Genomic DNA, 19,725 nt, shown 5'->3' with positions numbered 1-19,725 from the left:
GCCGGCTGTCGGCGCCCTGATTTGCAAGCGCTATGCCATTTGCGTCTGCGTGCGTGCTTGCCGTTGAGCAACATCGCGTGCGTGCCTTAACCGGTCTCGCTTTTCGGGCCGATCAAGCGCCCATCGAGCTGCGATCTGCGGCAGCGCAGCAACGCAACTGGCCCGACCTGACTTGCGGATTTGATGAAATCGGCACAGTATCAGGAGCCCTGATATTTCCATTTGAAGAAACGACCCGGAGCTTCCATGGCGCAACTGCCCCGCATCTCCCTTGCCGAAGTGGCCCGCACCACGGGCAAGGTGCTCAGCCCGGCGGGCAGCGACCGCTGGTGCGCCGACTCGCAGCCCACCCTGGCGGACATCAGCGAATGCCTGTACTTCTCCCCCGGCGACGGACGTATCTGGCTGAACGATCAGCGCATGCTGTTGCTGCACAGTCGCGCCATGGGCACCTTGCGACGCGAGCTGATCGATAGCCTCGGCATCGACCGCGCACGCGGGCTGCTCACGCGCTCCGGCTACGTGTCGGGCGCGCACGATGCGCGGCTGGTGCGCGAGCGCTGGCCGGATGCCGAGCCCTCCGCCATCTTCATCGCCGGTACACGGCTGCACACGCTCGAAGGCGTGGTCAAAGTCGTGCCCGTCAACTTCAGCTACGAGCCCGAGAGCGGCCGCTACCAAGGCGAATTCCTCTGGCACAACGCCAGCGAAGACGATGAGCACCTCGACGCCTACGGTGTCGGCACCTCGCCCGCCTGCTGGCTGCAGCTCGGCTATGCCATCGGCTATGTCAGCACGCTGCTCGGGCACCTAGTGATCTTTCGGGAGGTGGAATGCCGCTCGATGGGCGCGGCGGTCTGCAGGGTGATCGGCAAATCGGCCGAGTTGTGGGACGACGCCAGCGAAGACCTGCGCTACCTGAACGCGCAGGACTTTGTCGACTCGGGCATGCTGGCCGCGAGCGTGCCCGCATCCGCACCACGGCCCGGAGATGCCGAAGCCAGCGACGGCGCGGCAACGCCGGAAGACCGCGACACCGAAGACAGCCCCAGCCCAGCGTTAGTGGGCGCATCGTCTGCATTCAACGCTGCCTGTCATCTGCTGCAACGGGTGGCGCCCACCGATGCCACCGTGCTATTCACCGGCGAATCCGGCGTCGGCAAGGAGCGCTTTGCGCGCATGCTGCACCAGATCAGCCGGCGGCAAGACAAGCCGTTCATCGCCATCAACTGCGCCGCGATTCCCGAGACGTTGGTGGAGGCGGAACTCTTTGGCGTCGAGCGCGGCGCGTACACCGGTGCCACACACTCGCGCGCTGGGCGCTTTGAACTGGCGCACGAGGGCACGCTGTTCCTCGACGAGATCGGCACGCTAAGCCTCGTGGCACAAGGCAAGCTGCTGCGCGCACTGCAAGAAGGCGAATTCGAGCGCGTAGGCTCCACCCGCACGCAACGGGTCAACACGCGCGTGGTGGCCGCCACCAACGAAGACCTGCAGCAAGCCGTGCGCGAGGGGCGCTTCCGCCAAGACCTGTTCTTCCGGCTCAACGTCTTCCCGATCCACCTGCCGCCGCTGCGCGAGCGCCGCGACGATATCCCGCTGCTGATGAGCCATTTCCTCAAAAGCTATGCGCACAAGCACGGGCTGGCCGTGCGCGGGTTCAGCCTCCGCGCGGTCAAGGCGCTGGTCAACTACAGCTTTCCCGGCAACATCCGCGAGCTGCAGAACCTGGTGGAGCGCGGCGTGATCCTCGCGCAGACGGGGCTGGTGGACCTGTCGCACATGTTCATCAGCGGCGAGGCCCTGAACCAGGAGGTGCTATCCCTGGCCATTGCCGGCGAAGTGGCGACATTGACGCAGAGCAACGAAGCGAGCGCGCCATCGCCCCAGCCCGAAACGCTGCTGGACCTGGTGAACCACTGGAGCCAACAGACGCGCGGCAGCAGCACATCGCTGCCGGCGCTGGAGCAGCAATTGCTGGAAGAGGCCGTGGCACGGGCCAACGGCAACCTCTCATCAGCCGCGCGCACGCTTGGCATTACGCGCGCGCAACTGGCCTATCGGCTCCAGCGGCGCGCCGATGCCCCGTCAGCCATGGGCTGAGCAGGCCTCCACGGCAATCACGCGGGCGTCGCCGCCGCTATAGAGTGCGTCGATCAACGCGGCACGGCGGCCCAGCACAGCACGCTGGTTGATCGAGCCCTTGTCGGTGATCTCGCCGTGGTCGATCGACGGCGGCTCTTCCAGCAAATGCAGACAGGCAATGCGACTCGCCGACCCGGTGGCAGCGCGGTTCAGCCGATCCAGCAACGCCACGAAATGCGCCCGAACTGGCGCGCTACGCAAAATCTGTGCAGCACTCGCATCCGGTGACAGCCCGGCCAACGCAGCACAGTGCTCCAGCCGCGGAAACACCAGCACGCGAACGTCGTCGCGGTTCATGCCGGCCACCACGGCATCCTGCACATAGGGCGCGCCCTCGCTGATGATCCGCGCGCGCATCGGCCCCACGCTCACGAAGGTGCCGGAACTGAGCTTGAAGTCTTCGGCGATGCGGCCATCGAACATCAGGCCGATCTCGGGGTGCGCTTCATCGACGAAGCGGACGGCATCGCCGGAGCGGTAGTAGCCCTCGTCATCGAACGTCTCGGCTGCCAGCTGCGGTGCGCGCCAGTAGCCCGGCATCACGTGCGGCCCCTTGAAGCGGGCCTCCAGCTTGCCGTCAGTCCGCACCAGTTTGACCTCGCAACCCGGCGCCGGCAGCCCGATGTAGCCTGCCATCATCACAGGGCCGGTGGTGAAGGTGCAGGACGGTGCGGTCTCCGTCATGCCCAGGCCGGCCATGATGCGGATGCGCTCGCCGCAATGGGCTTCGCTCACCTGTTCGAGGCGGTTCCAGGCGGCTTGCGAAAGCCCCGCGCCGGCAAAGAAGAACAGCCGGACCTGCGCGTAAAAGTGCTCGCGCAAGGCCGCGTCGGCTTCCAGCGCTTCGGTCAACATCTCCCAGCCTTTCGGCACGTTGAAGAACACCGTGGGCTGGATCTCGCGCAGGTTCTCCAGCGTTTGCGCGAATGCCTGCGGGGTCGGCTTGCCGCCGTCGATGTAGTACGTGCCGCCGTTGTACAACGCGATACCGACGTTGTGACTGCCGCCAAAAGTGTGGTTCCACGGCAGCCAGTCCAGGAGCACCGGCGGCACCTCGCCGAAGCACGGAAACGTCTGCAGCAGCATCTGCTGATTGGCGCACAGCATGCGGTGCGTCGTCGTAACGGCCTTGGGTTGCTTGGTGGAGCCGGATGTGAAGAGAAACTTGGCGATCGTGTCCGGGCCGACCGTGGCATTGGCGGCATCGATGTCGGTGGGCATGGTGTGGCACAGGGCCGCAAAGCGGGTGACCGCGCGCCCTTCCAACGCGCCGCAGTCGATCACGATCTCGGTGTCTGGCGGCGTAACCGCGCGCAGCGCATCGCCAAACTGCGCGGCATCGGTGGCGTAGACCATGCCGGGCGTGAGGTGCTGCACGAGATAGGCGAGCCGGCTGGTGTCCTGCGTGAGCAGCGCGTACGCGGGCGAAACCGGGCTGTACGGAATGCCCGCATACATGGCGCCCATGGCCAGTTGCAGATGCTGCAAGTCGTTGCCCGACAGGATCATCAACGGCCGCTCCGCCGACAGCCCACGCGCCAGCAGCGCCTGGCCGATGGCACGCGCACGCTCCAGCATCCGTGCATACGACATGCGCTGCCACTGGCCATCCGCGCCGCGCTGCGCAACCAGCGTGCGATCCGGATACTCGCGGGCACCGCGCACCAGGCAATCGGTCAATCGAGCAGGGTACGTGCCGATGGCTTCCGTCGAGCGCAGGTACCACGTGCCGTCCGCTGTGCGACGCACCTCCACCGGCGCCCCACCAATCGACACGGGGCGATAACGCGGCGCACGCTGGGGCGCCTCCGCTTGCTTCAACATGGCTGTCTCCTTCCATGACGGGCGCTCGCGTGCCGGCACGACCGTGCCCGCCGCGGCAGCTCCGTTTTTTTGTGTGGCGCTTGCGGCTCAGCCGCGTTTGTAGGTCTGCAGGCCCGGCTTGATGCTCTTGTCGTCGAGAAACTGCTTCAAGCCATGCTGCCGGCCCTTCTCCGGATCACGGTGACTGGACTGGTCCACCTTGGCGTACAGGTAGTCCTCGTTCTGTTCCCACGTCAGTTCGCGGCAACGCTTGAAGCCATGCTTGGCATAGCGCAACACCACCGGGTTCTTCTCGAGCAGCTTGCCGGCCAACACCGCCACCGTCTCGCGCAATTGCGCGCGCGGCACGCTCTGGTTGATGAGCCCCATCTCGGCAGCCTCTTTGCCGGTAAAGGTTTCGCCAGTCATGATGTAGTGCAGCGCGGCGCGATGGCCCATGGTGTCGGCCACCGCCTTGCTCACCAGGTTGCCCGGTGGGATGCCCCAGTTGATCTCCGACAGGCCAAACACAGCCTCATCCGCCGCAATGGCCAGGTCGCACGCCACGAGCGGTGAAAACGCACCGCCAAAGCACCAGCCGTTGACCATGGCGATGGTCGGCTTGGAATAGAAACGCAGCAGCTTCCACTGCCATTGCGAGCAATCACGCCGGGCGCGCTCCTGCATGATCTCGGGCTGGCCGTCGGTCTCGCGAAAGTACTCCTTCAAGTCCATGCCGGCCGACCACGACTCGCCTGCGCCCGTCAGCACCAGGACCTTCGCATCGGCATTGAGCTCGAGCGTTTCCAGCACATCAATCATTTCGCGATTGAGCGTTGGGCTCATCGCGTTGCGCTTTTCCGGGCGATTCAACGTCACCCAGGCGATGCCGTCTTCAACATCAACCTGCACGGTGTTCCAGCGGCCTTTGTACTGCGTCATGGTGGTGTCTCCTCTTTCCAAGTTTTTATCAGGAATCCTGATATTGAGTGCGAATTGTCGGGCGCAATGTGCTACTGGCCCGCAAGTGAAAACGTGTTGATTCGCGCATGCGTGTGCGATGACCGCTTCAGTTGATATCAGGCCTGCTGATATCCTTGGCGCAAGACATCCTCAGCACAACATGCGAAAAACATCTCAAACGAAGCCGCGTGCAGCCGGCAAACCCATGGGGATTGCCTACCTGGTCGGCCGCCTCGATCACGTACTGAACCGCCGGCTACGCGACAACCTGCTACCGCTCGGCCTGACCGTGCCGCAATACACCACGCTGTCGTTCCTGAGCACCCACGGCCAGCTCTCCAATGCGCAACTTGCCGAGCGCTCGTTGATCTCCCCTCAGTCGGCCAACGAGATGGTCAAGATGATGGAGAGCCGCGGATGGATCCTGCGTGAGCCCGACCCTAACCACGGCCGCATCATCCACATCATGCTGACCGAGCAAGGGCAAGACCTGCTGCGCCAATGCGACATCGTCGTCGCGCAGGTCGAAGCCGCCATGCTGGCCGACATGGACAGCAGCACGCGCACCCAGTTTCATCAGCAGTTGCGCGCCCTTGTCCGAATGTTGAGCGTGGACGCGGACTAGCCCAGCGAATCCAGCAATCTAGATATCCAGCACCAGCAGCCCGCGGGCGCGCGATACACAGGGCAGGAAACAGCCTTCTGCGCGTTCCTCGTCAGTCAGGTAGTTGTCGTGGTGCTGCACGTCGCCCTGCAGCACCTTGATCAGGCAGGTGCCGCACACGCCTTGCTCGCACGATGTCGGCCAGTCGATGCCGCTGCCGCGCAATGCGTCGATCACCGTTTCTCCGGCGTGCACCGTCATCGTCTTGCCGGCGTGCGCCAGGCGGATCTCGAAGGCGTCCGTCTCTGCTGATTCGGGCGCTGGCAGTGCGGCAGCGAAATACTCGCGATGCAGGTTGGCGTCCGGCCAGCCAAGTGCACGCGCCTGATGCAATGTCGCGTCAATGAAGCCGGCGGGGCCGCACACATACACGTGGGTGTCAGCGCTCGGCTGCGACAACACGGCGGCCAGATCGAGCCGCCTGTCCGGCGGGGCATCATCGACATAGCACCGCGTGTGCGGCGCCAGATGCCCGGCGGCAAGACGATCGCGGAACGCGGTACGCTCCGATGAACGCGTGGCGTAATGCAACGCAAACGAAGCACCCTCCGCTGCGAGCTGCTCCGCCATCGCCAGCAACGGCGTCACGCCGATACCACCTGCCAGCAAGATCGAATGCCGCGCCTCCGCTGCCAGCGGGAAGTGGTTCTTCGGCGCGCTGATCTCGAGCGTGTCGCCCACCGCCAGCGCATGCATGGCCACCGAGCCGCCACGCGAGTTCGTATCACGCAGCACGCCGATCTGGTAGCGGTGAGTTTCTCCTGGCCGGTTGCACAGTGAGTACTGCCGCACAAGGCCTCCCACATGCACGTCGATGTGGGCGCCGGCGCTGAACGGCGGCAGCGCAGTCCCATCGGGCGCGGCAAGCTCGAACGTCACGATGCCCTGCGCGGTATCCGCCTTGCTGACGACGATCACTTGCATGGCACAGCCTCCTGCTGCTCCTGTTGCTCACGCTCCATCAAGCGCTCCAGCACGCGGCGCGACTGCACGCCCCCGGCGTCGATGTTGAGCTTGAGCAGCTTGCGCTCCGGATAGGCCAACAGGTTGCGCTGCTGCTGTTCGAGCATGTCGAGATCCTCGCTGAAGATCTTGCCCTGCCCGGTGCGAATGGTGTCGGTCAATGCCGCATCGTCCACGCAGAAGTTGCGCGCCATGCCCCAGAAGTACCAGATGGAGGTTTCCGTTTCCGGCGTGATGAAATCAACCACGATACTGCTGACCTTGTACTGCGGGTCCGCGTGGTATCCGCCCTTGCCAGCGTGCGCCACGCCCACTTCAATCATCACGTGGCTGGGCGGCGTAAAGCGGCAGATCTGCCAGCGATCGCACGGCACGTTGTCCGCCAGGCCCGCGCCGCGCAGCGCGGTGGCCCAGAACGGCGGCGGCAGGATGTTCTCCATGAAGCGGCTGGTGATGACGGTGTCGCCGTCGGTCTTGGTGTGCGGCGCGGCTTCTTCGATTTCCGGCTGGCCGATGCTGGTGGCGTGCACGTACGTCTCGTGCGTGAGGTCCATCAGGTTGTCGATCATCAGCCGGTAATCGCACTGGATGTGGTATAGCCCACCGCCGTACGCCCATGCCGGGCTCTCCGCCCATTCGAGGTGATGAATCAACGCGGGGTCAGCCTGCGCAGCATCACCGGGCCACACCCAGATGAAGCCGTAGCGCTCCACCATCGGGAAATGGCGGATGCACGGAAACCCGCCCACGCGCTGGCCGGGCATGCTGGCGCATTTGCCGTCGGCCTGCATCGTCAAGCCGTGGTAGCCGCAGACCAGTTGGCCATCCCGCACAAAGCCGAGCGACAGCGGCGCGCCACGGTGCGGGCAGAAGTCTTCCAGCGCGACGGCTTTCCCGCCCTCGCCGCGATAGAACACCATGCGTTCGCCACAGATGCGGCGGCCCAGCGGTTTGTCGGCAATCTCGTCGGGGGTACAAGCCACGTACCACGCGTTCTTGAGGAACATGCGTGCGTCTCCTTGAAGTTCTCGTTTTGACGGCCATCGGGTGGCCTTGTTTTGATCAGTCTGATATCAGGGTCTGGATACAGCAAATTTATTGTTATGATGGTTCGCATTCATGTTGCGAATGCCAGCCATGCTGCCGAAACGACTCGATCTGAACCTGCTCAGCGTGTTCCAGGCGATCTATGAGACGCGCAACGTCACGACGGCGGCCAAGCACTACAACGTGACGCAGCCCGCTATGAGCAATGCGCTGGCGCGCCTACGCGAAGTGTTTGACGATCCGCTGTTTGTACCGGGCCCGTACGGCATGCGGCCGACGCCCTATGCCGAGCAGCTTGCCGTGCCCATCGAGCGGGCACTGCGTGAGGTGGGGCAAGCGCTGGAGTTGAGCAAGCACTTCGACCCCGCCACCAGCGACCGCGAGTTCCGCATGCACCTGACCGACTTCGCTCAGGTGGCGTTCCTGCCAAGCTTGCTGGCGCAATTGCAGGCGCAGGCGCCCAATGTCGTGATCAAGGTAGATGCGCTTGCCGCCGACACCGTGCCCCCTGCCCTGGACGATGGTCGCCTCGATTTCGCCTTCGGGCGATTACCCAAAGCGGTTGGGCAAGGCATTGCCCGCTACACGCTGTTCAAGGACCGCTACGTGGTGCTGATGCGTGCAACGCACGCGCTGGCGGGGAAAGCGCTGTCGCGCAAGGATTTCGCCGCATACGGGCATGCCCTGGTCTGCACGACGGGCCACGAGGTCATCGAAGGCGTGCTGGCCAAGATGAGCGCACGCATCGCCCTACGTTTGCCGAGTTTTCTGGTGGTGTCGCGCATCGTGGAAACGTCGGACCTCATGGTCGTCATTCCCGCGCGCCTGGCGGAACAGTGTGTCGCCACGGGCCCATTTGCGATGGCCGAAGTGCCGGCCACGATCCCCTCGTTTGATATCGACCTGTTCTGGGCGGACAGTCGCGCGACCGATCCGCCGCTGGTCTGGATGCGCGGATTGCTCCAGCACTTGTTCGGCCCGCAGCCCTGAGCGGACGGGACCGATACTGCCTACCCCTGCTGACCAGCGTCCCGCACGGGCAACGCCGTCGAATACTTGATCTCCTCCATCACAAACGACGAGCTGACGTCCGACAGCGATACGGCGCGGATGAGCTGCCGGTACACGCGGTCATAGTCGTCAATGCCGGACACCGCCACGCGCAGCAGATAGTCCATGTCGCCGCTCATCCGGTAGACCTCGACCACCTCCGGGATATCGCGCACCACCTGGGTAAAACGCTGCGCCCACTTCTCCGTATGCTGATCGGTCCGCACGGCAACGAACACCGTTGTGCCGACGCCCAGCTTGCGCGCATCGCACAGCGCCACCTGCGCGCGGATGACGCCCGTCTCCTTCAGCCGCTGCACCCGCTTCCAGCACGGCGTTTGCGAAAGATTCACACGCTGCGCAAGCTCGGCAATCGGCAACGTCACATCGGCCTGCAACAGCCTGACTAGCTCGCGGTCAATCGCATCCATGCTTCAGCTCCTGTGTTGAATCGGGGGTCCGTCTGGTGGTATCTGAAGGGTCGGGAAATACCCGCCTTAGCCGCACAGTATAAATATCTTCCAATACGACATACAGAAGAATATTTATCTACCAAATACGAATATTGCAGTGAATTTAGGATCATTTTTCCCACCGTACGCCAGTATCATTTCTGCATTCCACCGCGCAAGACAATGACATGAGCGAACGCAACACGCCCCATTACCTCGACTACGCAGCCACCACGCCAGCGGACCCCCGGGTCATTGAATCGATGATGGCCTGCCTCGGCATTGAAGGCGCGTTCGGCAACCCGGCTTCAAGCTCGCATGCCACCGGCCGCGTGGCCCGGAACAAGGTGGAGCAGGCCCGCGAACAAGTGGCCGCGCTCATTGGCGCCGACGCCGACGAGATCATCTGGACATCGGGCGCCACCGAATCCAACAACCTCGCGCTGAAGGGCTACGCCGAAGCGGCCACCAGCAAACGCCACCTCATCACCAGCCGCATCGAACACAAGGCCGTGCTGGACACGATGGTCAGCCTGTCGGCGCGCGGCTGCTCGGTGACCTACGTGTCGCCGACGCCTGCGGGTGAAATCACCGTCGACGCTGTCGCCGCGGTCATCGGCCCGGATACTGGCCTGGTTTCGCTCATGCTGGTGAACAACGAACTCGGCACGCTGACGGACATTCGCGCGATTGCCGAGATCGTTCACGCCGCTGGCGCGCTGCTTCATGTCGATGCCGCACAAGCGCTGGGCAAGACGCCGATTGATGTGCGCGCGCTCGGCATCGACATGCTGTCGATGTCCGCACACAAGGTCTATGGCCCGAAGGGCATTGGCGCGCTGTTCGTGCGTCGCGACGTCGCCGCACGCATCGCCCCGCAAATGCACGGTGGCGGACACGAGCGTGGGTTGCGCTCGGGCACGCTGGCCACCCACCAGATCGTGGGCATGGGTACCGCCTGTGCGTTGGCAGCAGAAGACCTCGAACACGAAACGCTGCGGATTTCGGCGCTCAGCACGCGGCTGAAAACGGCGGTTCTCGTCCTCGGCGATGTGGTGCAGAACGCGGAGGCAACGCGGCGCATTCCCCACACCCTGAGCTTGACGGTCAACGCACCGGGCTTCTTCCCGTTCATGCTGGGCGATGCGCTGGCCGTGTCGTCCACCTCGGCATGCAACTCCGCTGCCGGCACACCCTCCCACGTGCTGACGGCCATCGGTCTGGATACCGCTGCGGCCGGGCGAACCGTGCGCGTCAGTCTGGGCCGCTTTACAACGGAAGACGACGTCGATGTGGCCATCGCATGCTTCCAGCATGCCATTGCGCAATGCCGCGCCACGGCGGCCGATGGGGTGACCACCTCCCGACAGATCAGCCGGGCAGACCTCAAAGCGATTCGTGATGCGGGGTTCCGTTCCGTCATCTGCAATCGGCCAGACGGAGAGTCCGCAGACCAGCCAGCATTCGACGAGATCGCCGCGGCCGCCCGCGCACTCGGCATGGACGCATGCTACCTGCCGGTCACCCCGGATCACATCGGCGATGCTGAGGTGCAAGCGTTCGGCGCATTGGTCGACGCATTGCCCAAGCCGATCCTCGCGTATTGCCGCAGCGGCAACCGCGCCGGAATGCTCCGGAATCGGCTGACCGCGCAGCGCAACGGCTGATCAGGACCATGGCGATGCAGGCAGGCATCGGCGCAAAGCGCGTCGATGCCTGCCGCATCGCCCCTCAGATCAACGCAGCGTGCCGAAAGCGGCTGCGACCAACCGACGCTGTTCCACCTGATGCGCCCGCACTGAGGCATGCGCGCCGGACGGCGTCGCACTACGGCACACGCCAGTCAGCCGACGCCCAGTTGGTAAGCAGGCTTCCAGCGCTTCACGCACGAAACGCCACGCGCCCTGGTTAGCGTCTTCCTCCTGCGCCCAGACGACTTCCTTCAGGTTCGGGAATGCCTCCAGCGCATCCGTAAGTGCCGCCTGCGGAAACGGATACAGCTGCTCCACGCGAATCAACGCCACATCCGCACGGGCATCCTGCTCCCGCCGGGCCAGCAACTCATAGAAGAACTTGCCGCTGCTCAGCACCGCGCGTGTAACGGCTTCGGGGTCGGTAACGCCCGCATCCGCCAACACCGGCATAAAGCATCCGTCCACCAAATCGTTCACAGGCGAATGCGAGCGCCCGTTGCCATACAGCTCCGCCTTGGGCGACATGACAATGAGCGGCTTGGGCGCTGCCAACGTGGCCTGTTCGCGCAACAGATGAAACCACTGGCCCGAAGTCGACGGCATGACCACACGCAGGTTGCCGTCTGCGCAAAGCTGCAGAAAGCGCCCCAGGAACGCATTGGAGTGCTCCGGCCCGACACCTTCGTGACCGTGTGGAAGCAATACCACCAGCGCCGATTGGTTGCCCCACTTGTACTCGCCCGACGCGATGTACTGATCGATAAAGACCTGTGCACCATTGGCGAAATCGCCAAACTGCGCTTCCCACAGCGTCAGCCGTGTGCGGGTCTGCACGCTGTAGCCGTATTCAAAGCCGAGTGCGGCTTCTTCCATCAACGGCGAGTTGACGATGTCAAATGCGCCCTGGCACTCGCCCACCTGCTGCAGCGGGATGTACTGGCCACCCTCGCCGGATGCTGCGGCTTGCGAATGCCACACCGCATGCCGGTGCATGAACGTACCGCGCCCGACGTCCATGCCCGACAGGCGGACGCTGTGCCCCGACTCCAGCAAGGTGGCATGCGCCAGGTTTTCGGCCATGCACCAGTCGGCCCGATGTTCGCCGCTCGACACCGCCGTACGCCAGCGCTCGCACAGGCCACGCACCACATCGTGCAGCAGTACCCCGTCGGGCGGCGTGGTGAGCGTGTGCGTCAGCGCCTGCAAGCGCTGCAGCGACAGCGGCGGAAGCGCGCGACGCGCGACGCTGTGTGCCGTTGATGCGTTGACCGGAAGCGCTGCTGCGGCACCGTCTGTCTGCAGGTCACGCAAGGCCGCTTCGCGCAGCTCCGCCAGGCGCGTCTCCTCCGCGCTGGCGGCGTGGTATTGCTCGGTGACCGTCGGGTGCGAGGCAATGGCCGCGTGCAGCGCTGGCTGCGTCAAGGCCGGCGTGTCGTGCTCCGAATGCCCCAGCCGGCGATAGCCGATCAGGTCGATGACGATGTCGGCACCGTGTTCCATGCGATAGGCGATGGCAATGCGGGCGGCGCGCAGCACGGCTTCCGGGTCGTCTGCGTTGACGTGCAGCACCGGCGCATCGACCATGCGCGTCACATCGGTGCAGTAATCGTTCGCGCGCACGTCCATCACATTGGGCGTGGTGAAGCCGATCTGGTTATTGACGATCACGTGCACGACGCCGCCCGCCGTATAGCCGGCGCGGCGGGTCATGGTCAGCGTCTCCATGACAACGCCTTGCCCCGCGAAGGCAGCATCGCCGTGCACCATGATCGGCAGGCATGGCATGTCAGGATGCTCATCCACATGCGCGCGCGCCATGCCGCAGACCACCGGATACACGCTCTGCAAGTGCGACGGGTTGGGTGCCAGCACCAGCGTGAGGTCATGACCGGCAACCGTGCGCCGCGCGACGCCGCCCAGGTGATACGGCAGATCCCGCTGGGCGATGGCGACGTCGGAATCGGGGTCGAGCCGATCCAGCATGCCGTGTGCGTCAAACCCCATCACGTTGACAAGCGTGTTCAGGCGCCCCCGATGCGGCAAGCCGAGAAAGACCTGACGCACGCCGCAGCCACCGGCCGCGTCCACCAGCGTATCGAGCAGCGGCACCAGGCTCTCGCAGCCCTCCAGCGAGAACCGCTTGGCATGCGCGAACGTGCCGCCGGCCAGGCGCTCCCACATCTCCGCAGCCACCAGCCGGCTCAGCAGCCAACGTTTCTGCTCCGGCGCCAGCGGCGGGGCCTGCAGTTCGGCCTCCATCCGCTCGTAGAGCCACGTGCGGCGCTGACGCTTGCGCACGCCGCTGCAATCGAGGCCGATCGCGCCGCAATACACATGCTTGAGCTGCCATTCGAGCTCCTGCAGGGTCGTAGCGGTGGGCAGCACATCGCCCACCGGCTCGCGCTTGTGTGCGGGGTCCAGACCGTGGAACGACAGGCGGAGCTCCGGCACTTCGGGCAGGGGCACGCGTGCGAGCGGGTCCAGGCGCGCGCGCCGATAGCCGAGCTCCCGGTAGGCGTCGATCAGGTGGGTGACAGGGGTGGATGAAGGCGCCGCCACTGCGGCGCCCGCTGGCACAGGATGCGCGTCAAACGCTGCGGACACACCTGGGCCAGCCAATTGAGAAACGAGCGAGGACATGGTTGTTCAGGAGAAATGAGACACGTGGGTGGACCCCGCCATCGGCACGCCCGCGTTCCCACGCGTACACCCCTCTGAACAGCTCAGCGGTTGCGTAGCAGGCAAGTGTTCGGCAGATGGCGGGACCGTTCGAAACGCCAAAGCGGGCAAGACGCCCCCGGGCGCTACGTCGATTCCTTCTTTTACGGGCCACTTGGCAGCGACCCGTGCCTCCTCCGTGGGACTGCTTACAGCAACATCACTGCGGCAACAGCGCTGCAACTACGTACGGCAAAAGCGGTTGCGCTCAGCTCCAGGCGGCGCGTGCCATGAGAGCTTCGCCACCCTGCGCGGCGTGCGCGCGGCCGGAGGTGTCGGCATGGAGCTTGAAAGTGCTGACCATGTCGGCCAGTTGGTCGGCCTGGTCCTGGAGGGACTGTGCCGCCGTGGCGCTTTCCTCCACCAGCGACGCGTTCTCCTGCGTGGCCTTGTCCATCTGGGTGATGGCCTGGTTGATCTGCTCGATGCCATCGCTCTGCTCGCGGCTCGATGCGCTGATCTCCGACACGATGTTCGTCACGTTCTGGATGCCGGCCACCACGTCGCGGATGATCTGGCCCGCCTCTTCCACCTTGGCGGTGCCGGTGCCGACGTGGCTGACGGAGTCTTCGATCAGTGCCTTGATCTCCTTGGCCGCTGCGGCGCTGCGCTGCGCGAGGCTGCGCACCTCGCCGGCCACCACGGCAAACCCGCGCCCCTGCTCGCCGGCGCGTGCGGCTTCCACCGCGGCGTTGAGTGCCAGAATGTTGGTCTGGAAGGCAATGCTGTCGATCACGCCGATGATGTCGACGATCTTGCGTGACGACGCATTGATGGTGCTCATGGTCTCGATCGCCTCACCCACGGCATCGCCGCCCTTGGTGGCAACCCGCGATGCGTTGGAGGCGAGGAGGCTGGCCTCTTGCGCGTTGTCTGCGTTCTGCTTGACGGTGGAAGTGAGCTGCTCCATGGCCGCCGCGGTTTCTTCCAGCGAGCTGGCCTGCTGCTCGGTGCGGTTGGAGAGGTCCATATTGCCGCTAGCGACCTCGCGCGACGCCCGGGTGATGGTGTCCGTGCCATCGCGCACACGGCCGACGATGCCGTGCAGGTTCTCCGTCATGTGCTTGAGCGCGGCCAGCAGACGACCGATCTCGTCTTGCGAGTCCACTTCCAGACGGTGCGTCAGGTCGCCCTGCGCGACCGCCTCGGCCAGATGCACCGCATGGTGGATCTGACGCGTAATCGTGCGGGTGATGAAACCGCCCGTGGCAATGGCCAGCAGCGTGGCCAGCACAGCCAGCACGATCATCTGAATCTTTGCGTTGGCACCCTGCGCGGCGGCTTCGCTCACGTCGCGTTCCATCTCGCCGGCCTGGTGGTCCACCATCTTGTCGACCAGCACGTAGTACTGGTCTTGCAGACGACTCATGTCCCCCTGGTAAAGCACGCGCGCATCTTCGGGCTTGTTGGCATCCACCAACTCGAAGAACTTGCGCACGCTGGCACCGTAGGCGGAGCGCGCATCGAACTGCTCCTTGAAGAGCGCCTTGCCCTGATCGGTCGTCAGCAGCTTTTCCAGGCGGCCATAGGCCTGCCCATTGGCCTGGCGGATGGCCGCGTAGTCGCTCATGTACTTCGCTTTCTGATCCGCCGACGAGGCCAGCAGCAGATTGCTGAGAATGCCGTTGGCCTTGTAGCCGTTGTTCTTGATCTGGTTACTCAGCGCGATCAGCGAATAGCGCTCGCTGACGATCCGGCCCATCTTTGTGTTGTTGTCATCCAGCCGCTGGATGCCGACCGCCGCGGTACCGATCAGCAGCGCCACAACCAGCGCAAACGCGGCACCGAGTCGTACCCCGATCTTCATATCCGAGATTCTCATTTGCTTCTTCCTGTTTCACGGCTTCAAAGAGAGACGTCATGCCCTGCGCAATCCATTGCCGAACGATTCGGCAATGAAAGTCAGTTGCATGCGTTGAAGCAGGAGAAGCTCGGGGAAAAACGCGGCTGTCGTTGACCGATCTTCAAAGCCGTCGCACCCGAGATTGCCCAGGCTGCTTCCATCGAGGATGTCGGCATCGGCAAAGGATTCTTGAGCGCGCTGTGGGTATCGCCATGGGCCGCAATGGGCCTCAAATCAGGGCATACCGGGCGGTACGTATGCCCGATGATGGCGTGCATGGCGCCAATACAGGTAAGAAGCGCACATGCAATCGCAATGGAGAGAATCAACGCGCACCAGAGGTGAGCTTTTTTGAATCTTGATGGCGTGGAATCTTCTGATCTGAAATTATTTTAATTCTCGTCTAAGGCCGTGTCACATATAGCGAAAAAACACGGCCCATCGATCAGACACGCAATGCGGGGCCGCCTTTCTGTCCGTTTCGCCATGGGCGAACGCACTGGAGGCAGCCCCGCTGTCTATTGCACCGGCGATGGCCTCAGTTGGGCACCGACACGGTCGCCACACCGCCCGATACGTTCACCGAGATGCGGTCGGCTGCGGCGGGCGTGTTCGTAAAGCTCGGCACGTTGGCGGCGCTGATGGCCGGTGCGGCACCCGCCGTGCCCCCGCGCGGCGTGGTACGCACCACTTGCGACGGCGGCAGCGGCGTGCCGTTCTTCAGGTTGGCGTACACCGCATCCAGCGCGCGTTGCTCGTACAGCACGAGCGGCACGAACAGCGTGTCGTAACCGGGCACAGCGTCGATGAACCCGTCGAAGTGCTGGGCGTTGGTCACCTCGATATACGACAGCTTGCTGTTCGCCTCCACCTGCGCGTTGAGCCCCAGGTATGGACGGGCGCCATGATTGACCGGCAGCAGCGCGTCGTTGCGCCCCTGCACGATCAGGGCTGGCCTGCCACCCAGGTTGCCAGTACGCAGTGTCTGCGAAATGCCGAGCTGTAGCGCCTGCGAAGCGGCATCGCTGCCGGTGAGCAGATTGCGCAGGCACAGGGCGCCATCCAGGTTGGCCGCCTGCGTGCCGGAGGAATCGACCGACTGCTTGCTCTGCGTGGGGCCACCTTGCGCGAGGTTGTTGATCAACTGCACGCCCGTGGTCGGCGGAATGCCATTGCCGGTGCCGGCCAGTTGTGCCAGCACCGTGGCGTTGACGGCGGTCGGGTGGAAAGACGCATCGACGGCGGCAAAGCTGAAGTTGCAGAGGTTGTCGAGCACGCTGGAGCGCGACAACGCGTTGCCGAACGTGGTGGCCACCGACGGGTCGATCTCGAAATACGCCATTGACGCATGTACGAGATCGGATTCGGGCTCCCAGCCGTAGGTGTGCAGCTTCTGCAGGGCCTCGTCAGCTTGGGCTGCCGTGGTGGACGCCGACAGCAGGCCGTTGGCATGCAGCGCGGCACAGCGGTTGGCCTGCACGCTGGCCGGCCAGCCGACGTTGCCGGCAAAGAACGACTGTGCGGGCGCTGCCGAAACGCTGCTCGAAAGCGCTGCACACAACCGAAACTCGTTGGCATAGCTCACGTAGTCGAACAATGGCTTGCCGCTGATGGGCAAGGTCACACCGCCGCGCTGCACCTGCACCGTGGTGGTGGCCGGCAGGTTCAGCCCCGGCTCGCCCACGGCCACGCCGTCAATGAGGTTGTTCGTATCCTGCTCGGCTGCCGCAATGGCGGCGCCCCCACCGTTGGACACGCTGGAGGCAATCACGATGGTGTTGTCCGGCCGCACAGGCAGCGTGCTGCTGGCTGGACCGGAACCGCCGAGCTTGTCGTTGATGGCCCAGAACGCAAACTGCACCGCCTGCAGCGTGAAGCGGCCCCAGTCCTTTTCGGGGTTGCGCTGGGAATGCGCATGCTTGAACGCCAGCCGGTTCGGCGTAGCCACATTGAAAGCGGCAAGCTGGCTATCGCTGAGCGGCGCGGCAAACTGCGCCTTGCTGCCGGCCGCCGCGCGCGTGGTGCGGGTGCCGTCTTGCAGCGGCACGGTATCGGTGGCCAAGTCGTGCGGGCCGGCGCCCGTGCCCTTGTCGGTATAGGCGACTGCGCACTTGCGCTTGAGCCCCCATTCGCCCGTCGAGATGGCGCCGTAAACGCCGCGCGAGCCCGATGAGGTGGCGGTGATGATGCATGCGTTGGCCGCATCAAAGGCATCCGGAATCTGCACCAGCAGCACCACGTTCTGCTGGCCGGAGCCGTCGTCCGAATAGGCGATGTATTCCGTGCCCGGCACCATGCCGCTGCCCGACGTCACGTTTCCGCTGGCATCGACATTGGGGCCGTAGAGCGTGCCGTAACCGCCCTTGGCGTTCGTATCGACCAGCGCACGGTAGTTGTTGTAGATGGCCAGGCGCCGCAGTTCTGCCGCAGTCGGCGCGGTGGCGTTGGCCACCGTGGGCGCCGTGGCCGAGGCAAGCCCCGATGCACCCAGCCCGGCCGTCAGCAGATCGTCGTTCACGCCGTCGAAATGCTTGACTGTGACGGCGCCCACAAACGACGGTTTGACGTTGCCCGCGGCCGGGTTGTTGTCATTGCTGCCGCCGCAACCGGCCACCACGGGCAGGGCCGACGTGGCCATCACCATCAGCAGTGCACCGCGCAATCGACGGCCACGGCCCTTTCCTTGCATCGTTTTCATACGGTCTCCCTGTTATTGGTGTTGCGTGTGAAGCATTCCATGACGACGACATTACGACGAGACTGCCAAAGCCGAACGGCGCAAACATGCATCGGTATAGGACGGATTGCCGCCGCCCGACAGGGACAGCCATTCGGGCGAGACCGACGTAGGGCCTACGAGTGCGTAGCCAAGGTCAGGCCATCGGCTATCCCATTTCAGTCGCCCTCCGGCACGCGCGCAATCCGTTGTTCCCCCGTACCCTAGTCCACTGAATCACTAAAATTGGTCGGTGCTTGCCATGCCCTGCGGGCGCATCGTGTCGTTGCAAATGCTCGCAATAGCCCGCTATTGCTGCGCTTTGCGCCTAGCACTGCATCCCGCAGGGCATGTCCCTCACCTCCCATTTCAGTGATTCAGCAGACTAGAATCCTTCATCCCCTCAGATGACAACCAGCATGACCGTGTCTCAGCCGGAACGCAGCGGCTCCGTACTCGAGGTATTGGGCGTTTTTCTCAAATTGGGCCTGACGAGCTTTGGTGGCCCCATCGCCCATCTCGGCTATTTCCGCCACGCCTTTGTGGAGCGCCGCCGCTGGCTCGATGACGCGGCATTCACCGACCTTGTGGCGCTTTGCCAGTTTCTGCCGGGGCCGGCCAGCAGCCAGGTGGGGTTCTCCATCGGCCTGCTGCGCGCGGGCTGGCTCGGCGGATTGGCCGCGTGGTGCGGATTCACGCTGCCCTCTGTTTTCCTGCTGCTGGCCTTTGCCGCCGTTGCACCGAGCCTGACTGGCGCCCTGGGCAGTGGGCTCGTTCACGGGTTGAAGCTGGTGGCCGTCGCGGTGGTGGCGCAGGCGGTGTGGGACATGGCCCGCCGGCTGTGCCCGGACCACCGGCGTGCGGCCATCGCGCTGGTCGCCATTGCCCTGCTGAGCGTGCTAAGCACCGTGTATGCGCAGTTGATCGTGATTGTCCTAGGCGCGGTGCTTGGGTTGCTGCTGTGTCGGACGTCGGACGCGCAGCCCCTGAGGCGAACCGGTGAACCACAGCACGGGTTCCGAGTCGGGCATGTCGCGGGTGTTATCGCGCTGGTGTTGTTCTGCGTCTTGCTATTTGGGCTGCCGGTTCTGGCGGCGCTGGATGCATCGCCGTCGCCCAGGGTGTTCGACGCGTTCTATCGCTCCGGTGCGCTGGTATTTGGCGGCGGGCATGTCGTGCTGCCACTTCTCGAGCAGCAAACAGTGGCCACCGGCTGGGTGGCATCCAGTGATTTTCTGACCGGTTATGGCGCAGCCCAGGCAGTGCCGGGGCCGTTGTTTACGTTTGCGGCGTTCCTCGGCTGGAACATTGCTCCGGGCCCGAACCACTGGGCGGGCGCGGCGATTGCTACCGCCGGCATCTTTCTGCCGGGCTTGTTGCTCGTGAGTGCGGCATTGCCTTACTGGCAAGCCATGCGCGGCCGCCCTGCCATGGCATCGGTGCTGGCTGGCGTGAATGCGGCGGTGGTGGGGTTGCTGGCCACGGCGTTGTATTCACCGGTGTGGACGAGCGCGGTGCACTCCGCACGCGATTTCGCCGTCGCGGCCATCGCATTTCTGCTGCTGGTGCGCTGGAAGGTGCCGCCGCTGGCTGTGGTGGTGCTGTGTGCGGCGGCAGGTATCGGCCAGGCCGTTCTGGGTTGATTCGCCCTCCCCTGCATTTCGAGC

14 protein-coding genes are annotated in these 19,725 nt (G+C 64.4%); 5 read left to right on the top strand and 9 right to left on the bottom strand.

Annotated features, from left to right (window positions below; genetic code table 11):
* Window positions 1-246: 246 nt before the first annotated feature.
* Entirely contained in the window at window positions 247-2,103 is a 1,857-nt protein-coding gene (locus ACS7SF_RS26120; protein WP_439893360.1) for a sigma 54-interacting transcriptional regulator, read from the top strand.
* Here ACS7SF_RS26120 and ACS7SF_RS26115 read toward each other — a convergent pair.
* Together ACS7SF_RS26115 and ACS7SF_RS26110 are read right to left on the bottom strand one after the other, a co-directional pair.
* On the bottom strand, window positions 2,089-3,969 hold the full coding sequence (locus tag ACS7SF_RS26115) for a feruloyl-CoA synthase (RefSeq protein ID WP_439893359.1): 1,881 nt from the start codon (window positions 3,967-3,969) through the stop codon (window positions 2,089-2,091). The genes ACS7SF_RS26120 and ACS7SF_RS26115 overlap by 15 nt on opposite strands.
* Before the next feature lie 87 nt (window positions 3,970-4,056).
* Window positions 4,057-4,890 (bottom strand): p-hydroxycinnamoyl CoA hydratase/lyase, encoded by an 834-nt coding sequence (locus ACS7SF_RS26110; protein ID WP_439893358.1) that lies wholly within the window; start codon window positions 4,888-4,890, stop codon window positions 4,057-4,059.
* A gap of 181 nt (window positions 4,891-5,071) precedes the next feature.
* Between ACS7SF_RS26110 and ACS7SF_RS26105 the strand changes: the two genes are divergently transcribed.
* Window positions 5,072-5,536 carry a MarR family winged helix-turn-helix transcriptional regulator gene (locus ACS7SF_RS26105; protein WP_439893357.1) on the top strand — a complete coding sequence of 155 codons (465 nt, stop codon included), beginning with the start codon at window positions 5,072-5,074 and terminating at the stop codon, window positions 5,534-5,536.
* A gap of 18 nt (window positions 5,537-5,554) precedes the next feature.
* On the opposite strand, the gene ACS7SF_RS26100 is transcribed toward ACS7SF_RS26105, so the two are convergent.
* Both ACS7SF_RS26100 and ACS7SF_RS26095 read right to left on the bottom strand, forming a co-directional pair.
* Window positions 5,555-6,499 carry a PDR/VanB family oxidoreductase gene (locus ACS7SF_RS26100; protein ID WP_439893356.1) on the bottom strand — a complete coding sequence of 315 codons (945 nt, stop codon included), beginning with the start codon at window positions 6,497-6,499 and terminating at the stop codon, window positions 5,555-5,557.
* Window positions 6,490-7,545 carry a Rieske 2Fe-2S domain-containing protein gene (locus tag ACS7SF_RS26095; protein WP_439893355.1) on the bottom strand — a complete coding sequence of 352 codons (1,056 nt, stop codon included), beginning with the start codon at window positions 7,543-7,545 and terminating at the stop codon, window positions 6,490-6,492. Before ACS7SF_RS26095 ends, ACS7SF_RS26100 begins: the two co-directional genes overlap by 10 nt.
* A gap of 130 nt (window positions 7,546-7,675) precedes the next feature.
* Here ACS7SF_RS26095 and ACS7SF_RS26090 point away from each other — a divergent pair, with 130 nt between their 5' ends.
* A complete protein-coding gene (locus ACS7SF_RS26090) occupies window positions 7,676-8,575 on the top strand; it encodes a LysR family transcriptional regulator (RefSeq protein WP_439893354.1) in 900 nt (299 codons plus the stop codon).
* Between the two features lie 20 nt (window positions 8,576-8,595).
* Here the strand turns inward: ACS7SF_RS26090 and ACS7SF_RS26085 are convergent, their stop codons facing one another.
* Window positions 8,596-9,066 (bottom strand): Lrp/AsnC family transcriptional regulator, encoded by a 471-nt coding sequence (locus ACS7SF_RS26085; protein WP_439893353.1) that lies wholly within the window; start codon window positions 9,064-9,066, stop codon window positions 8,596-8,598.
* 209 nt (window positions 9,067-9,275) lie between these two features.
* Between ACS7SF_RS26085 and ACS7SF_RS26080 the strand changes: the two genes are divergently transcribed.
* A complete protein-coding gene (locus tag ACS7SF_RS26080) occupies window positions 9,276-10,754 on the top strand; it encodes an aminotransferase class V-fold PLP-dependent enzyme (RefSeq protein ID WP_439893352.1) in 1,479 nt (492 codons plus the stop codon).
* Window positions 10,755-10,823: 69 nt separating this feature from the next.
* Here ACS7SF_RS26080 and ACS7SF_RS26075 read toward each other — a convergent pair whose 3' ends face one another.
* The 4 genes from ACS7SF_RS26075 to ACS7SF_RS26060 all read right to left on the bottom strand — a co-directional run bounded on the left by ACS7SF_RS26075 (window position 10,824) and on the right by ACS7SF_RS26060 (window position 17,986).
* Window positions 10,824-13,421 (bottom strand): 2-oxoglutarate dehydrogenase E1 component, encoded by a 2,598-nt coding sequence (locus ACS7SF_RS26075; RefSeq protein WP_439893351.1) that lies wholly within the window; start codon window positions 13,419-13,421, stop codon window positions 10,824-10,826.
* Between the two features lie 286 nt (window positions 13,422-13,707).
* A complete protein-coding gene (locus tag ACS7SF_RS26070; protein ID WP_439893350.1) occupies window positions 13,708-15,321 on the bottom strand; it encodes a methyl-accepting chemotaxis protein in 1,614 nt (537 codons plus the stop codon).
* 80 nt (window positions 15,322-15,401) lie between these two features.
* Window positions 15,402-15,620 carry a hypothetical protein gene (locus ACS7SF_RS26065; RefSeq protein ID WP_439893349.1) on the bottom strand — a complete coding sequence of 73 codons (219 nt, stop codon included), beginning with the start codon at window positions 15,618-15,620 and terminating at the stop codon, window positions 15,402-15,404.
* A gap of 260 nt (window positions 15,621-15,880) precedes the next feature.
* Window positions 15,881-17,986, bottom strand: coding sequence for a 3-hydroxybutyrate oligomer hydrolase family protein (locus ACS7SF_RS26060; RefSeq protein WP_439894485.1), 2,106 nt, complete (start codon window positions 17,984-17,986; stop codon window positions 15,881-15,883).
* Window positions 17,987-18,465: 479 nt separating this feature from the next.
* On the opposite strand from ACS7SF_RS26060, the gene chrA reads away from it, so the two are divergent.
* Window positions 18,466-19,701 (top strand): chromate efflux transporter, encoded by a 1,236-nt coding sequence (chrA, locus tag ACS7SF_RS26055; protein WP_439893348.1) that lies wholly within the window; start codon window positions 18,466-18,468, stop codon window positions 19,699-19,701.
* The last annotated feature ends 24 nt before the right edge of the window (window positions 19,702-19,725 follow it).

This window comes from Ralstonia sp. 25C, assembly GCF_051904805.1.
Classification (GTDB): domain Bacteria; phylum Pseudomonadota; class Gammaproteobacteria; order Burkholderiales; family Burkholderiaceae; genus Ralstonia.
Note: the sequence above shows the minus strand (reverse complement) of the source record. Positions and strands in the feature narration are given on the sequence as shown.

What these genes read in the sequence shown, in the direction of transcription:
- ACS7SF_RS26120 (WP_439893360.1), top strand. Translation starts at nt 247, where the DNA reads ATGGCGCAACTGCCCCGCATCTCCCTTGCCGAAGTGGCCCGCACCACG.
- ACS7SF_RS26115 (WP_439893359.1), bottom strand. Translation starts at nt 3,969, where the DNA reads ATGTTGAAGCAAGCGGAGGCGCCCCAGCGTGCGCCGCGTTATCGCCCC.
- ACS7SF_RS26110 (WP_439893358.1), bottom strand. Translation starts at nt 4,890, where the DNA reads ATGACGCAGTACAAAGGCCGCTGGAACACCGTGCAGGTTGATGTTGAA.
- ACS7SF_RS26105 (WP_439893357.1), top strand. Translation starts at nt 5,072, where the DNA reads ATGCGAAAAACATCTCAAACGAAGCCGCGTGCAGCCGGCAAACCCATG.
- ACS7SF_RS26100 (WP_439893356.1), bottom strand. Translation starts at nt 6,499, where the DNA reads ATGCAAGTGATCGTCGTCAGCAAGGCGGATACCGCGCAGGGCATCGTG.
- ACS7SF_RS26095 (WP_439893355.1), bottom strand. Translation starts at nt 7,545, where the DNA reads ATGTTCCTCAAGAACGCGTGGTACGTGGCTTGTACCCCCGACGAGATT.
- ACS7SF_RS26090 (WP_439893354.1), top strand. Translation starts at nt 7,676, where the DNA reads ATGCTGCCGAAACGACTCGATCTGAACCTGCTCAGCGTGTTCCAGGCG.
- ACS7SF_RS26085 (WP_439893353.1), bottom strand. Translation starts at nt 9,066, where the DNA reads ATGGATGCGATTGACCGCGAGCTAGTCAGGCTGTTGCAGGCCGATGTG.
- ACS7SF_RS26080 (WP_439893352.1), top strand. Translation starts at nt 9,276, where the DNA reads ATGAGCGAACGCAACACGCCCCATTACCTCGACTACGCAGCCACCACG.
- ACS7SF_RS26075 (WP_439893351.1), bottom strand. Translation starts at nt 13,421, where the DNA reads ATGTCCTCGCTCGTTTCTCAATTGGCTGGCCCAGGTGTGTCCGCAGCG.
- ACS7SF_RS26070 (WP_439893350.1), bottom strand. Translation starts at nt 15,321, where the DNA reads ATGAGAATCTCGGATATGAAGATCGGGGTACGACTCGGTGCCGCGTTT.
- ACS7SF_RS26065 (WP_439893349.1), bottom strand. Translation starts at nt 15,620, where the DNA reads ATGCACGCCATCATCGGGCATACGTACCGCCCGGTATGCCCTGATTTG.
- ACS7SF_RS26060 (WP_439894485.1), bottom strand. Translation starts at nt 17,986, where the DNA reads ATGGTGATGGCCACGTCGGCCCTGCCCGTGGTGGCCGGTTGCGGCGGC.
- chrA (WP_439893348.1), top strand. Translation starts at nt 18,466, where the DNA reads ATGACAACCAGCATGACCGTGTCTCAGCCGGAACGCAGCGGCTCCGTA.